The sequence below is a fragment of the Ectothiorhodospira sp. BSL-9 genome (assembly GCF_001632845.1).
GTDB lineage: Bacteria > Pseudomonadota > Gammaproteobacteria > Ectothiorhodospirales > Ectothiorhodospiraceae > Ectothiorhodospira.
In genome coordinates this window covers 2824518-2839539 of sequence record NZ_CP011994.1, presented here as the reverse complement: position 1 = coordinate 2839539, position 15022 = coordinate 2824518, and the positions used below count along the sequence as shown (strand labels likewise).

Sequence of the window (15022 nt, the reverse complement as noted above, 5' to 3'; positions counted from 1 at the left end):
TAATGCGGACAACGCACCGGGCCAGTCGCCCGTTTTCATCGCACAACTCATTCCCCATACAGGTTCCATATGGCCCAATATATCTACACCATGAATGGTGTGGGCAAGGTCGTCCCGCCAAAAAAGGAAATCCTCAAGGACATCTCGCTGAACTTCTTCCCGGGCGCCAAGATCGGCGTGCTGGGTTATAACGGTGCGGGTAAATCCACCCTGCTGCGCATCATGGCGGGCCTGGACAAGGAATATATCGGCGAGGCGCGCCCGCAACCGGGCATCAAGATCGGCTTTCTTTCCCAGGAACCTCATCTTGACCCGGACAAGGACGTGCGCGGCAATGTGGAGGACGGTGTCGGCGAGGTGAAGGCCCTGGTGGATCGCTTCAATGCCATCGCCGAGGAATTCGCCAACCCCGATGCGGATTTCGATACCCTGCTGGCCGAACAGGCGGAGCTTCAGGATCGCATCGACTCTGCCGGCGCCTGGGATCTGGAGCGCAAGCTGGAAGTGGCCGCCGATGCCCTGCGTCTGCCCCCCTGGGATGCCGACGTGACCAAGCTCTCCGGTGGTGAGCGCCGCCGGGTGGCCCTGTGCCGCTTGCTGCTCTCGGCCCCGGACATGCTGATCCTGGACGAACCCACCAACCACCTGGACGCCGAATCGGTGGCCTGGCTGGAGCGCTTCCTGTCGGAATTCACCGGTACCGTGGTGGCAGTGACCCACGATCGCTACTTCCTGGATAACGTGGCGGGCTGGATCCTCGAACTGGACCGGGGTCAAGGCATTCCCTGGCAGGGTAACTACTCCTCCTGGCTGGAACAGAAGGAGAAACGCCTGGAGATCGAGGAGAAGCAGGAAAGCGCCCGCCGCAAGAACATGGAATCGGAACTGGAATGGGTGCGCAGCAACCCCAAGGGCCGTTCCGCCAAGAGCAAGGCCCGCCTCAAGCGCTTTGAGGAACTCTCCTCACAGGACTACCAGAAACGCAGCGAGACCAAGGAGATCTACATCCCGCCCGGCCCACGCCTGGGCGACGTGGTGGTGGATCTGGAGGGTGTGAGCAAGTCCTACGGGGATCGGGTGCTGTATGAAAACCTTTCCTTCTCGCTGCCCCGCGGTGGCATTGTCGGTGTGATCGGCCCCAACGGGGTGGGCAAGTCCACCCTCTTCCGCATGATCGTTGGCCAGGAGAAGCCGGATTCAGGCGAGATCCGCGTCGGTGAGACCGTGCAGGTGGCCTATGTGGATCAGACCCGTGATGCCCTGCAGGATCAGCGCACGGTCTGGGAAGAAGTCTCGGATGGTCAGGACATCATCCATGTGGGCAACTTCCAGATGCCCTCCCGCGCCTATGTGGGCCGCTTCAACTTCAAGGGCAGTGATCAGCAGAAGCTCATGAAGGAGCTTTCCGGCGGTGAGCGTAATCGCGCTCACCTGGCCAAGTTGCTGCGCAGCGGTGGTAACCTGTTACTGCTGGATGAACCTACCAACGATCTGGACGTGGAAACCCTGAGAGCCCTGGAAGAGGCGATCCTGGACTTCCCCGGCAGCGCCGTGGTGATCTCTCACGATCGCTGGTTCCTGGACCGTATCGCGACCCATATCCTGGCCTTCGAGGAGGACGGCAATGTGGTCTTCTTCGAGGGGAATTACCAGGACTACGAGGAGGATCGCCGCAAGCGTCTGGGCAGCGACGCAGATCAGCCTCACCGGGTGAAATACCGTCGCCTGGAGGCCTGAGTCACTCCGTTTTCCCTCACCCCAGCCCCTCCCCCACAGGGAGAGGGGCTTGTGACTTTCATTATTCGGGGGGCTCCCCACCGTGATGCGTGAGGGTCGGGTGGGGAGGATTCAGGCCTTGGTCGGTCCCGCAGCCGCCTGCTTCTCCACGTAACGAGCGGTGGCCTGGTCCATGGTCTCGCAGTGGCTTTGGTACCAGGGCAGGAACTCATTAAGGAACTGGTCCTTCAGGTCTTCCAGCCCGATCACACCGGCATCCAGATCGTCCACGTAGGTGACCAGTTCTTCCAGCCGCTGGTCGTGTTCATTCTTGTGAATGTGAAAGGGCGGGAAATGAACAGCCTTCATGATCACTTCCTCGCGCCGAAAATGGGCCCGGCTGTGCTCGATGAAGTTGCGCAGGTCGCGGCGCAGCCCTTCCGGCTCCGCATGGCCATCACGGGATGCTTCCAGGGTTTCGACCACGCGGGCGAGCAGGCCCATGGCCTCCTCATGATCATCGTCCATGAATGCCATGCCCACCTGAGGCAGTTCCTCGATTCTGGCATGTTCGCTCATGATGCAATTACCTCGCGAAGGGGCATTTATCCTTCTTAACATAGCACAGGATGCATGACCGGATGATTTATGGATATAGTTGAAATCGCCTATCACAACATTCCGCAGCGGTGATCGCATGATCGACTCCACCTCACCCATAGAAATCTCGCAAGTCATCCAGTTTTCTGTGGCGCCTGCCTTCCTGCTGGTGGCAATCGCGGGTTTTCTGAATGCCTTTGTTACCCGCCTCGGCCGCGTGGTGGACCGCCGCCGGCATCTGGCCCAGATGATGCACGCCCCCGATGCCAAACGCCGTGAACTGAGCACCCGGGAACTGAAGATCCTCGATGAACGTGCCCGCCTGGTCCATTGGGGTATGACCCTGTGCATCACTACGGCCATGCTGGTATCTCTGACCATCGTGGCTGTATTCCTGGATTTCCTCTTCGATATGCAGCATCCCCGGACGGTGGGAGCCATGTTCGTGCTGGCCATGACCAGCTTGATTGCGGCCCTGGGGCTGTTCCTGCGAGAGGTATTCATGGCGGTGGAAAGCCTCACCCTGAGCAATCGGGAAGACTAGGAGCGCCTGAATGTCTGATCGTGTCGTCGAACTGGAGGGCGTGCTCCAGCGTGCCCACTCCCTGATGGAGCGGCTGGAGGAGATGCTGCCCTCCCCTGCCCCGCCGATCCAGTGGGATGCGCCGGCATTTCGCTGGCGTCAGGGGCGTTTGCAGTCCATCCCCGAGGTGAATCCGCTATCGCTCGACGATCTATTGCATATCGGGCGACCGCGAGAGTTGCTGGAGCGCAATACCCGGCAGTTTATCGCCGGGCGACCGGCCAACAATGCCCTGCTCTGGGGTGCCCGGGGTACGGGCAAGTCCTCGTTGATGCGTGCCCTCCTGACCCGCTATGCCAGTGAGGGGCTGCGCCTGGTGCAGGTGGATGCCCACGAACTGGTGGATCTGCCCCGCATCGTGGCGCCGCTGCGTGATCGTTCGGAGCGGTTCGTGCTGTTCGCCGATGACCTGTCTTTCGAGGCCAACGAACCAGCCTACAAGGCACTGAAGGCCGTTCTGGACGGTGACCTGGAAGCCACGCCGGAGAATGTGATCATCTATGCCACCTCCAATCGTCGTCATCTGATGCCCGAGCGCAGTGTGGACAACCTGGAAGCGAAGCGGGTGGATGACGAAATCCATCCTGGCGAGGCGGTGGAGGAAAAGGTGTCACTATCGGAGCGATTCGGCCTCTGGGTAGCCTTTCATCCCTTTTCCCAGGCTCAGTACCTGGAGGTGGTCACCCACTGGCTGGCACATCTGGACGGGGGCGCGTTGACCGAGGCCGCGCGGCGCGAGGCCCTGCAGTATGCCCTGCTGCGCGGGTCGCGCAGCGGCCGGGTGGCCTGGCAGTTTGCGCGGGACTGGACGGGGCGCCAAGGCGCTTGAGCCCCTCTCCCGCCGGCGGGAGAGGGGTTGGGGTACTCAGGCCATGTTCTCCAGAATGGCCCGCTTCACCGAATCCAGATCTGCCTCCACCGTCAGCGGCGCCCGCAGGCTCTGCTGGATGGCGATGTCCGGATCCTTCAGGCCATGCCCCGTCAGGGTGCACACGATGCTGGAGCCTTCGGGAATCTTGCCCGCCTTCACGTCGCGCAGGGCGCCGGCCAGCGAGGTGGCAGAGGCGGGTTCACAGAACACGCCCTCCCGTTCGGCCAGCAGCTTCTGCGCGGCCAGGATCTCCTCGTCAGAGCACTCATCGAACCAGCCGCCGGACTCCTCCTTCACCTTCCAGGCGTAGTCCCAGGACTGGGGGTGTCCAATGCGGATGGCCGTGGCCACCGTATCCGGATCGTCCACCATGGCGCCGCGCATGAAGGGGGCGCTGCCGCTGGCCTGGTAGCCCACCATGCGCGGGCGATTACCCACGATGGCGCCACCGGCGTACATGCAGCGGCCCTTGCAGAAACCGCAGGACTCGGTCACGTGATCGCCAGAGGCAGAGGAATACTCGCAGTAGCCGATCCAGTGGGCGGTGATGTTGCCGGCGTTCCCCACCGGCAGGCAGTGGTAATCCGGGGCACGCCCCAGTTCCTCGACGATCTCGAAGGCCGCCGTCTTCTGGCCCTGGAGACGGTAGGGGTTGACCGAGTTCACCACCGTCACCGGTGAGGTTTCGGCCACCTGCTTCACCAGGCGCATGCCGGCATCAAAATTCCCCTTGATCTGGATGACCGTGGAGCCATGCATCATGGCCTGGGCCAGTTTGCCCTGGGCAATCTTGCCATCGGGAATGAGCACGAAGGCGGTGATCCCGGCCCGGGCCGCGTAAGCGGCTGCCGAGGCGGAGGTGTTGCCGGTGGAGGCGCAGATAATGGCCCGGGAGCCCTCCTCCACGGCACGGGTGACGGCCATGGTCATGCCCCGGTCCTTGAAGGAGCCTGTGGGGTTGAGCCCCTCGAACTTCACATAGATGTCCACTTCCTTGCCCAGCACCCGGGGGACGTTGTTCAGCCGGATAAGGGGCGTGTTGCCCTCGCCCAGGGAGATGATGCGGGCGTCGTCGTGCACCGGCAGGCGGTCACGATAGCGTTCAATGATGCCGGTGTAACGGGGTCGGAAAGGCATGGTCGGATCTCGGGGTCGGGGCGTCTTGACGCGATGTTACTTGAGGTTTTCCAGGCGGATACGGGTCACCGGGGTGATCACGCTGTCCAGGGCCTCGATACGGCCGATGGCCTGGTTGAGATTACCCTCGCGCACCTGGTGGGTCAGCATGATCACATCGGCCTCCTGGGTGTCTTCATCCGGCTCCTTCTGCATGATGGCCTCGATGCTGATGTCCAGGTCCGCCAGGATCCGGGTGATATCAGCCATCACGCCCGGACGGTCCAGCACCCGCAGGCGCAGGTAGAAGGCGGTTTGCACGTCGTCCATGGAGAGGATGGAAACATCCGACAGGGCATCGGCCTGGAAGGCCAGATGCGGCACCCGGTTTTCCGGGTCAGTGGTCAGGGCACGCACCACGTCCACCAGGTCTGCCACCACTGCTGAGGCGGTGGGCTCGGAACCGGCCCCGGGGCCGTAGTAAAGGGTCGGGCCCACGGCATCGCCCCAGACCAGCACGGCATTGAGTACGCCGTCCACGTTGGCGATCAGGCGCCGCTCGGGAATCAGGGTGGGATGCACCCGCAGTTCGATGCCGCCATTGGCCCGGCGGGCAATGCCCAGATGCTTGATGCGGTAGCCCAGTTCGTTGGCGTAGACCACATCATCCCGGGAGATGCCGGAGATGCCCTCGGTATACACCCGGTCGAACTGCAGTGGGATGCCAAAGGCAATGGAGGCCAGGATGGTCAGCTTGTGGGCCGCGTCCACCCCTTCCACATCAAAGGTGGGATCGGCCTCCGCGTAACCCAGGCGCTGGGCCTCCGCCAGCACATCGGCGAACTCCCGCCCCTTGTCGCGCATCTCGGTGAGGATGAAGTTGCCGGTGCCGTTGATGATGCCGGCCAGCCATTCAATGCGGTTGCCGGTCAGGCCCTCGCGGATGGCCTTGATGATGGGGATACCACCCGCCACGGCGGCCTCAAAGGCCACCATCACGCCACGCTCCTGAGCGCGACTGAAGATCTCGTTGCCGTGCAGGGCGATCAGGGCCTTGTTGGCCGTCACCACATGCTTGCCCTGGTCAATGGCCCGCAGCACCAGTTCCCGGGCCAGTGTCGTGCCCCCGATCAGTTCGACGATCACCTGAACCTGAGGGTCGTCCACCACCTCCAGGGCTTCTTCGGTGAGGCGCATGCCACTCACGTCCAGATCGCCCAGGGAGTCCAGATTGCGGGCCGCAGCCGCCACGAGTTCGATACCACGACCAGCCCGGCGGGTGATCTCGTCGCTATTGCGCTTGAGCACTCTGACCGTGCCGCTGCCCACGGTCCCAAGGCCCAACAGGCCGACTTTGACGGGTTCCAATGATCTGGCTCCTATGGCGGGGAAAGCCCAGCATTATAGCGGAGATCGGGCCGACCCGGGGAGGGGCCCTGGGGGATCAGTCGGCCTCGGGAATGGGTTCTGGAAAACGCTCGCGGATGGCCAGGATGTCGGGCACCAGGCTGAAGAAGAGTTCGGTAAGATCCGGGTCGAAATGATGCCCTGCCCCGTTGCGGATGAAATCCAGAGCATCGTCCACGGTCCAGGCCTTCTTGTAGGGCCGCCAGGAGGTCAGGGCGTCAAAGACATCCGCCAGGGCGCAGATGCGACCGGTCATGGGAATATCATGACCGGCCAGGCCGTTGGGGTAGCCACTGCCGTCCCATTTTTCGTGGTGCGTGAGGGCGATCTCCCGGGCCATGAGCAGCAGATCGGAATCATCGCCACTGAGGATGTCGGCGCCGATGGTGGCATGGGTCTTCATGATCTCCCACTCATCGGGCGTGAGCTTGCCTGGTTTGAGCAGGATCTGGTCGGGAATGCCAATCTTGCCCACGTCGTGCATGGGGCTGGCATGGAGCATGCGCTCGCATTGATCACGATCCCAGCCCACATGCTGGGCCAGCAGGGCCGAGATGTGACTCATGCGCAGGATGTGGCACCCGGTCTCGTTATCCCGGTATTCCGAGGCGCGCCCCAGACGCTGCACCACCTGCAGGCGGGTACGCCGGATCTCCTCGGTGCGTTCATGCACCAGTTGCGCCAGCATGTCTTTCTGGTCGTGGGTCATGCGGTGCGCCAGCTGCACATCCAGCATGTTGCGTACCCGTGCCAGCACTTCAGCCCGATCAAACGGTTTGCCGATGAAATCCCGGGCACCGTTACTCAGGGCCCGAAGCATGTAGTCGCGGCTGTGCTGAGCCGTGAGCACGAGAATAGGCGGGACCAGGGGGTCATTCAGCGCGGCGAACTGCTCCATCACCTCAAAGCCGTTCATGTGCGGCATCTTGATGTCCAGCAGGATCAGGTCGGTGGGTGCCTGGCGATAAGTGGCGATCACCTCCCGGGGGTCCTGTACCAGGGCCAGGTTGGAATAGCCCTCGGTACGCAGCAGGCGGTCCATCAGGATCAGGTTGGCCCGTTCATCGTCCACCACCATGATCCGGGCTGCCTTGCGCTCGGGCTCTTGATGGGAGTTGCGGGAAAGGTCATGGCTGTTCACTGGCGCACCTTGTTACCGGGGCGGTTGGCTCTATCCTGAGAGAGGAGTGTGCGAAGTGTATCAAGCAACTCCTCCAGATTCAGGGGTTTGGTCAGGTAAGCGTCGAAGCCAGCCTCCAGGCCGCGCTGACGGTTCGATTCCGTGGCATTGGCCGTGAGGGCCAGCACGGGAATGTCACGTGTGGCCGCATGACTCCGCAATTGTTCCAGCACTTGGAAGCCATCCAGACGGGCAATCTGGATGTCCAGAATGATCACATCCGGACAGTGCTCCTGCGCCAGTTCCAGGCCGATGTAGGGGTCTTCCGTACTGAGCACACTGAAGGCGTCATGGCGCTTGAGCAGCCGCTCAAGCAGGCGCAGGTTGGCAGTATTGTCCTCGATCTGAAGGATCTTGCACCCTGATTCCGGTTGTTCTGTCGTGGTCCTGGGCGAGGAGGTCGAGGGCTGCCGATCCGGCGCCTCCACCGTTGGGATGTCCTTGGGCAGTTCCACCCAGAAGGTGCTGCCCTCCCCTACCTGACTGTAGACACCAATGCGCCCCTCCATGAGGTGCACCAGGCGCTGGGTGATGGCCAGGCCGATGCCACTGCCCTCCACCGTGTGCTGGTCCTCCACCAGTCTTGTGAAGGGTTGAAACAGCTCGGTGATGCGTTCGTTCGGGATACCCCCCCGGTATCGGACACCCGAATGCGCACTCCCTGGGGGACCTCACGAGCTGGCTCCAGGTCAACAGTCACCTGACCCTGGGGCCGGTTGTACTTGATGGCGTTGGAGAGCAGGTTGATGAGAACCTGTTTCAGCCTGACCCGGTCGGCCCGCACGTAATGCCCCGACAGATCCTGGCCGCTGCAAATCTCCAGGTCATTCTCCCTGGCCAGTGGCTCAACCAGGGCCAGGCATTCGTCCATCAAGCCCTGGAGTTCCAGGGGCTCGGGAGTCAGCTCCACCCGGCCCGATTCCACCCGGGCCAGATCCAGCACCTCGTTGATCAGGTCCAGAAGGTGCCTGCCGCCGCGGATGATCTCCTCGACGTTTTCCTGCTGTTCGTTGTTCAGTTCCGGGTCCAGTTCCAGCAACTGGGCAAACCCCAGGACCGCATTCATGGGAGTGCGCAGTTCGTGGCTCATGCGGGAGAGAAAGTCGGACTTGGCCTGATTGGCCCGGTCGGCCTCCGCCTTGGCCTGGCGCAGAGCCTCCATGGCCTGCATGAGTTCGGTAACGTCCTGCTGAATCCCCACGTAATGGGTCACTACACCCGCGTCGTTGCGCACTGGTGAGATGCTGAACTCGTTCCAGAACAATTCCCCATTCTTGCGGTAATTGCGTATCAACACCTTCGTGGCCCGCCCTTCAACCACGGCATCACGCAATTCCCGAACGCCGGGTTGATCCCGATCATCCCCTTGCAGGAAACGGCAGTTGGTACCCAGCACCTCGTCTGCCCGGTAACCGGTCATGTGCTCGAAGGCCGGGTTCACGTACACCAACGGGCTATCCGGCTGAGTCGCATCGGCGATGGCAATCCCGTTCACCATGGCCTCCATGGCACGGGTCTGCCACCGGAGGCGTTCCTCCAGGGACTGATAAAACGCACTGTTCCCGTCGTTTAGCGACACCGATAAACGGCCTCCACCCGGGAGCCAGAATCGTCAAAAACCACCGCATCGCACAGATCCCGCACCAGGGCGATGCCACGGCCCCAGGGGCGGGTGGTGTCCAGCGACACATCGTCCCACTGTTGGGTGTCAAACCCCGGGCCGGAATCACTGATTTTTACCCGTAACATGCCGTGCGTCTCACCGGGCTCATAGGCCACGCTCACATCCACACGTCCCCGACAACCCTCGGCCAGGCGGCGACCCCGTTCCTGATAATAGTTGCAAAATCCGTCCGGGTCGGCCTTCATGGGAGAGTCCAGTCGCAGCACCCCGTGCTCCAGGGCGTTGCTGTAGAGCTCGTTGACAATGGTTTCCAGAGGGCCGGCATCCTCCTCCAGGCCATCCAGCAATCCCAGTGGACGCAGGGCGGACTCCAGCGAGGGCAAGTCCCCAAGACGCTCGTCCTCCAGCGTCAGCGACCAGGTCCATCCCCCTTCCGGGTGTCTTTCACGACTCACGGGCGGACGGCTGAAAAGCTCCGGGTCCAGGGGGGTTTCCAGAATGGCAACATCATCCTCCGGCCGCTGGTCGGCGCAGTGCTCCTCGAGGGCCTGCAACAGGTCGGGGAGTACCGCCCCGCCGTGGGTCCATGCCTCCAGCACCCCGGCAAAACCGTGATCCATGAACATGCGCCCACCCGGATCACGGGCCTCCAGCAGACCATCACTCATCATCAGCAGTCGATCATCACGACGCACCGCCACGCGCCGGGGCGTTTCCCGGTCCGACAGCTCCGGCAGGATACCCAGCGGCAAGGCATGGGAAGCCAGTTCCTGCAGGCCCTCCTGGGTGCGTAACCAGGCACTGGGCATGCCCCCGTTCCACCAGCGGATCTCACGACCGGAGCCGGGGATGGACACCAGGCAGGCGGCCATGAAGCGTTCCGGCGGCAGCACGCGATACAGCTTGCGATTGATCTCGTCCAGCACCTGCTCGTCATCCACCCCCTTGCGGGTCATGGTGCGAAAGGTCTCGGCCACGGGCAGCGCGCCAATGGCGGCCGCGAGGCCATGGCCGGTGAAATCCCCCAGGAGGATACGCACGCCCCCATCGGGAAGGTCCTGGGTGAGCACCAGATCGCCGTTGAACGTGGTGGCGGGCCGCTGCACCAGCCCGAACTGTTCCGTATGCACATTACGGTCGTTCACGGCCCGACTGAATACCCGTTCGGCCAGCTTCTGCTCCTGGCGGTCCTGCTCCAGGAGTTGCTCCAGTTCCCGGTTTTTGCCGGCGATGATGCGCTGCAGATCGCGCACCCGTTCCATGGCCGTGATGCGTGCCTTGAGGATGCTGAAGTTGAAGGGCTTGGTAAGAAAATCGTCTCCCCCCGACTCCGTGCATTGCACCAGGGACTTTTCATCGTGCAGCGCGGTGAGAAAGATCACCGGCACGAAATCAAAGCCGGCCATGGCCTTGATCCGCCGGGTCGCTTCGAACCCATCCATCACCGGCATCATCACATCCATGAAGACGATATCCGGCGGCGACTGCTCGAACAGCTCGATGGCCCGGGCGCCGCTCTCCGCCTCCAGAGTGTCGAAACCCTCCTTCTTGAGCATGCGCGCCAGCAGCCGGCGATTGGTGGGTTCATCGTCCACCACCAGCGCCAGCCCGCGGGAATCGACCGGAGCAACGGCGTGCGTGATCCCGGATTCCCGAATGGGGCTTGGATGGGCGTCGCGTGACATGGGGTGGGGGGTTACTCCAGGGTGAAAAGGCGATCGAAATTGGCAATCTTGAGGACGCGGCGTACATCGTCGCTACAGCCCCGCAGGCTCACCCGGGCCGTATCGCCACCGGCGTGCTCCCGGAGCAGCAGCAACATGCCCAGGGCCGAACTATCCAGGTACGTGGCTTCGCTCAGGTCCACCCGATAGCGGGTGCCCTGGGCGGGCAGATCCCGATAGGCGTCACGGAAGGCCTTGTGTTGGGCGAAATCAAACCGACCACCCACGGATATCGTCACCAGGTTGGTCTTTTCATCGACGTGACGTTTGATGCTCATACCAGACTCCAGCGAGGGCGAAAATAGGAAATAGCGGCAAGAATTGTGAGGATGATCTCAGATTTTTGGGCGCATGCCCAAATATTTAAGGGCGTCAGCGCACGCGGGAGGCCTTCAGCATGGCCTCGGCAATCCGGTCCAGAGGCAGCACCTGGGAGGCCGCACCCCGCTTCACGGCCTCTCCAGGCATCCCCCAGACCACGCTGGTGGCTTCGTCCTGGGCAATGGTCTCCACGCCCATGTCATGCAGCTCCTTGAGGCCCTGCACACCGTCGGCCCCCATGCCGGTGAGCAGAGCGGCGCAGGAATTCTTGCCCGCGGCCTGGGCCACGGAACGAAACAGCACATCCACGCTGGGCCGATGGCGATTGACCGGTTCGGCCATATTCAGGCGGCAGACGTAGCGGGCCCCATCCCGGGCCACCATCAGATGCTGATCTCCGGGTGCCACGTAGGCATGGCCAGCCATCAGGCGCTCGCCCTCCTCGGCCTCCTTGACCACCAGTCGGCTCTGCCGATTCATGCGCTGCGCCCACGCGCCACTGAAACCTGCGGGGATGTGCTGGGCAATGACCACGGCAGGGCTGTCCGGTGGCAGGTCAATGAGAACATCCTTCACCGCTTCGGTTCCCCCGGTGGAGGCGCCGATGGCCAGCAGGCGGTCCGTGGTACGCCAGTGCCCCACGGCCTTGGCAGGCAGGATCTCGTCGACGGAATGCTTGGGTTTCACTGCTGCCAGGGTGCGTACCCTGGCCCCGGCCGCAACCTTGACCTTGGCAGCCAACTCATCGCGGTAGGCGTTGAGGGTATTGGCCAGATCCAGGGCGGGCTTGGTGACAAAATCCACAGCGCCCAGCTCCAGGGCCTGCATGGTAACCTCGGCCCCCCGCTCGGTGAGCGAGGACACCATTACCACGGGCATGGGGCGCAGACGCATCAGGTTGCGCAGGAAGGTCAGGCCATCCATGCGCGGCATTTCCACATCCAGGGTCAGCACGTCTGGATCAAGGCTCTTGATGCGCTCTCGCGCCACATACGGGTCCTGGGCCGTGCCCACCACCTCAATGCCCTCGACTGAGTTCAGAACCTCCGTCAGAAGCTTGCGCACCAACGCTGAATCGTCGACCACCAGTACCCGTATCGGCTTCCCCACGGTGCCCTTCCTCAGCTTTGAACTTCTTGTATTGGCCACGGGCATCGCATCAGAAGAGTTCAATATCACCTTCGTCCATGGATTTTTGATGCACGGGACGGTGGGCAGCATCCCGTAACTCCTCACGCAGCGCCTTGAGCCGACCGCGGGCCTGTTCCAGCTGTTGCTGCGATCTTTGCGGCTCCACCATGGGAAGTTGGCGCAGCTCGGAGACAAAGCGTTCCATGAAGTCGATGCGTGTATGGGCCCGGTCAAGCACCTGACCCGCAATGTCCTCGAACTGCAACAGCCTGACCGCCGCATCCACATTCTGCTGCACGCGCTCGGCCACGCCGGACATATGATCCAGCCCCTCGGACAGGCTCTGATTGAGCTTCTGCAGCTGCTCCATCATCTCATCCATGCTGCCTTTGGCCGTGATGGATGTGTTCAGATCCTGTGAGGCCATGCGGCCAACCACCTCGCGGGCATCACCAAAGAGTCGGTTGGCCTGTTCCACCTGGGCGCGGATCTGCTCATTGAACTTATCCGAATCCCGGGAGAGCTTGCGCACCTCCTGGGCCACCACGGCAAATCCCCGGCCCGCCTCCCCGGCACGGGCCGCCTCAATGGCAGCGTTCAGAGCCAGCAGGTTGGTTTGTCCGGCGATGTGCTTGGCACTGTCGAGCAGCCCGAAGATCTCATTCATCAGGCTGGAGAGATCGTCCACATGATGAGCCACCTCCACGCTGTGCTTGCCCATGTCGATGAGCATTTGCACGTTCTGGGCCAGCACCTTGCCGTTCTCCTCCATGAAGTGGTCCATGTCGATGGCCTCAACACTGGAGGTCCCCTGAGCATCGCTGGACATGCCCTTGATGAGTCTCAGCGCCAGTTCCTGCTGTTCCCGGGACGTCTGGTTCAGGTTGTGGAAACTGTCCTGCAGATCACGCACGGCATCCCGGATCAATTCCCGGGCCTGCCCCACCAGTGTGCGTAACTCGCTTGTCTCCGGCGCCATGAGGGCATCAATCTCAACAACCAGGTTCCATAACTCCCGGTCACTGTCCAGTGTGCCCTGCTGTTCATCGGCCAGGGCCTGGGCTGCCTGTCCGGCATGGACGCCATCACGGGCCTGCCAGAGCAGGGAGCCGACCCAGGCCAGGGCGATCAACAGCATGCCGGGCCAGGCAGGCAGCGACAGCAGCACCCAGACGACGATGGCGGCCACACTGGTCATCACCGCTGGCCAGTGGGGTGTGAGCGCCCGTGTGATTGCCTCCATTCCTAAGCCCTGCATGAATCGGTCTCCTCGCATACGTCAGTCGAACAGTTCCACTTCGCCGGACACCTTGGCCTGGCGCAGTTTCTGGCTGTAGCTCAGTTCCCGCTCGATGATGGTCTCGTTGTGCAGACTGCGCAGTTTCTTCACGAGTACCCGCCCGGTGGTGGGGAAGAAGTAAACCTTGCGCGGGTGATTACCGAGCAAGTCCTTTGCCGCGATGGGAATGCCCTCCGTCGCCAGGTAATCGGTGACAAACTGGGCGTTGCGCTCTCCGACGATATTGCTTTTGAACCCGGGCAGCACATTGCCGGCACCGAATACCTTGGCCTCCAGGTTTTCCCGACGCGCCCCCAGCTTGATCAGCTGGTTGATCAGGATCTCCATGGCGTAATCCCCATAGCGCATGGAACTGCCCACGCGACTGTCCTCGTTGCGCTTGTCGTCGGGCAGCATGAAGTGATTGATGCCCCCAATGCCCCGCAGACGATCCCTGACGCAGGCCCCCACACAGGAGCCCAGTACAGTCACCATCAGCAGCTCCCGATTGGAGACGTAGTACTCTCCCGGCAGTATCTTGACGGCATCCATGTCGAAGTGCCGGTCATAGTACAGGTTGGGTGCCAGGACCTCCTCGAAACCTTCGCTCATGGGCGCCCCCTCGCCACCGGCACACAGACCGTCTTGCCCTGCAAGCGGAACAGATCGGAGGCATGGGCCAGGCTCTCCGAATGCCCCACGAACAACAGGCCCTCCGGATGCAGCAAGGGATGAAACCTGGACAGCAGCCGGTACTGGGTGGGCTTGTCGAAATAGATCAACACATTGCGGCAAAAGATGGCATCAAAGGGTTCCTTGAGTGGCCAGCTCGGCCCCAGCAGATTGAGCGACTCGAAGGTGACGAGTTCCCGCACCTGAGGCCTGACCCGCACCATGCCCTCACGACTGCCCTTGCCCCGCAGAAAAAAGCGTTTCACATCATTCTGCGGCATCTTTTCGATGCGCTCCATGGGATAGATGCCTTCGGCCGCATGGCGCACCACTTGCGTATCCAGGTCCGTGGCCAGGATCTTCACGGGCGGCGTCCAGCTGCCGAACGTGTCGATCAGGGTCATGGCGATGGAAAACGGCTCCTCCCCAGTGGAGCATCCGGCCGACCAGATCCTCAGCGTGCGTCGATGGCTGCCGTGCATCCGGGTGGCATGCTCAGAGAGCACCGGAAAATGATGGGCCTCCCGGAAAAAGGAAGTGAGGTTGGTGGTCAGCGAATTAACAAAGTGCTGCCATTCCTCGGCATCCACCTCCAGGCGATCCAGATAGGCCTCAAAGGAATTCAGGCCCGCCTGACGCAGGCGCCGGGCCACACGGCTGTAGACCATGTCCCGTTTGCCCGGATTGAGCGAGATGCCGGCATATTCATAAATCATTCGCCGGATTCGCTCGAAGTCGGCGTCCCTGAAATCGAATTCCCGGTCACGCATGGGCGTGACCGCTGGCGATGTGAGCCCG

The 15022-nt window shown here is 62.3% G+C and carries 13 protein-coding genes and 1 pseudogene; 3 read left to right on the top strand and 11 right to left on the bottom strand.

What is annotated here, in order from left to right:
- Positions 1-69 precede the first annotated feature (69 nt).
- Positions 70-1737 (top strand): energy-dependent translational throttle protein EttA, encoded by a 1668-nt coding sequence (ettA, locus tag ECTOBSL9_RS13250; protein WP_063465437.1) that lies wholly within the window; start codon positions 70-72, stop codon positions 1735-1737.
- A gap of 111 nt (positions 1738-1848) precedes the next feature.
- Here ettA and ECTOBSL9_RS13245 read toward each other — a convergent pair whose 3' ends face one another.
- The gene (locus tag ECTOBSL9_RS13245; RefSeq protein WP_063465436.1) at positions 1849-2295 is read right to left on the bottom strand and encodes a bacteriohemerythrin; all 447 of its coding nucleotides are present in this window, start codon (positions 2293-2295) and stop codon (positions 1849-1851) included.
- A gap of 118 nt (positions 2296-2413) precedes the next feature.
- Here ECTOBSL9_RS13245 and ECTOBSL9_RS13240 point away from each other — a divergent pair, with 118 nt between their 5' ends.
- Together ECTOBSL9_RS13240 and ECTOBSL9_RS13235 are read left to right on the top strand one after the other, a co-directional pair.
- Positions 2414-2860 carry a DUF2721 domain-containing protein gene (locus ECTOBSL9_RS13240; RefSeq protein WP_063465435.1) on the top strand — a complete coding sequence of 149 codons (447 nt, stop codon included), beginning with the start codon at positions 2414-2416 and terminating at the stop codon, positions 2858-2860.
- Between the two features lie 10 nt (positions 2861-2870).
- Positions 2871-3728 carry an ATP-binding protein gene (locus ECTOBSL9_RS13235; RefSeq protein ID WP_063465434.1) on the top strand — a complete coding sequence of 286 codons (858 nt, stop codon included), beginning with the start codon at positions 2871-2873 and terminating at the stop codon, positions 3726-3728.
- A gap of 36 nt (positions 3729-3764) precedes the next feature.
- Here the strand turns inward: ECTOBSL9_RS13235 and thrC are convergent, their stop codons facing one another.
- The 10 genes and pseudogenes from thrC to ECTOBSL9_RS13180 all read right to left on the bottom strand — a co-directional run bounded on the left by thrC (position 3765) and on the right by ECTOBSL9_RS13180 (position 14994).
- Positions 3765-4907 carry a threonine synthase gene (gene thrC, locus ECTOBSL9_RS13230; protein WP_063465433.1) on the bottom strand — a complete coding sequence of 381 codons (1143 nt, stop codon included), beginning with the start codon at positions 4905-4907 and terminating at the stop codon, positions 3765-3767.
- A gap of 36 nt (positions 4908-4943) precedes the next feature.
- Entirely contained in the window at positions 4944-6254 is a 1311-nt protein-coding gene (locus ECTOBSL9_RS13225; RefSeq protein ID WP_063465432.1) for a homoserine dehydrogenase, read from the bottom strand.
- Positions 6255-6330: 76 nt separating this feature from the next.
- A complete protein-coding gene (locus tag ECTOBSL9_RS13220; protein WP_063466203.1) occupies positions 6331-7371 on the bottom strand; it encodes an HD domain-containing phosphohydrolase in 1041 nt (346 codons plus the stop codon).
- Positions 7372-7430: 59 nt separating this feature from the next.
- Positions 7431-8926: pseudogene (locus ECTOBSL9_RS17875) on the bottom strand (response regulator); the annotation flags it as partial.
- A 116-nt stretch (positions 8927-9042) separates the two neighbouring features.
- A complete protein-coding gene (locus ECTOBSL9_RS13205) occupies positions 9043-10782 on the bottom strand; it encodes a SpoIIE family protein phosphatase (protein ID WP_063465429.1) in 1740 nt (579 codons plus the stop codon).
- Between the two features lie 11 nt (positions 10783-10793).
- Complete coding sequence (locus ECTOBSL9_RS13200; protein ID WP_025281392.1) at positions 10794-11099, bottom strand: STAS domain-containing protein; 306 nt, start codon at positions 11097-11099, stop codon at positions 10794-10796.
- 94 nt (positions 11100-11193) lie between these two features.
- Complete coding sequence (locus ECTOBSL9_RS13195) at positions 11194-12297, bottom strand: chemotaxis response regulator protein-glutamate methylesterase (RefSeq protein ID WP_063465428.1); 1104 nt, start codon at positions 12295-12297, stop codon at positions 11194-11196.
- A gap of 4 nt (positions 12298-12301) precedes the next feature.
- The gene (locus tag ECTOBSL9_RS13190) at positions 12302-13531 is read right to left on the bottom strand and encodes a methyl-accepting chemotaxis protein (protein WP_240480985.1); all 1230 of its coding nucleotides are present in this window, start codon (positions 13529-13531) and stop codon (positions 12302-12304) included.
- A 21-nt stretch (positions 13532-13552) separates the two neighbouring features.
- Complete coding sequence (cheD, locus tag ECTOBSL9_RS13185; protein ID WP_063465426.1) at positions 13553-14164, bottom strand: chemoreceptor glutamine deamidase CheD; 612 nt, start codon at positions 14162-14164, stop codon at positions 13553-13555.
- Positions 14161-14994: a CheR family methyltransferase gene (locus ECTOBSL9_RS13180; RefSeq protein ID WP_063465425.1), complete on the bottom strand. Its 834-nt coding sequence runs from the start codon at positions 14992-14994 to the stop codon at positions 14161-14163. Before ECTOBSL9_RS13180 ends, cheD begins: the two co-directional genes overlap by 4 nt.
- Between the last annotated feature and the right edge of the window lie 28 nt (positions 14995-15022).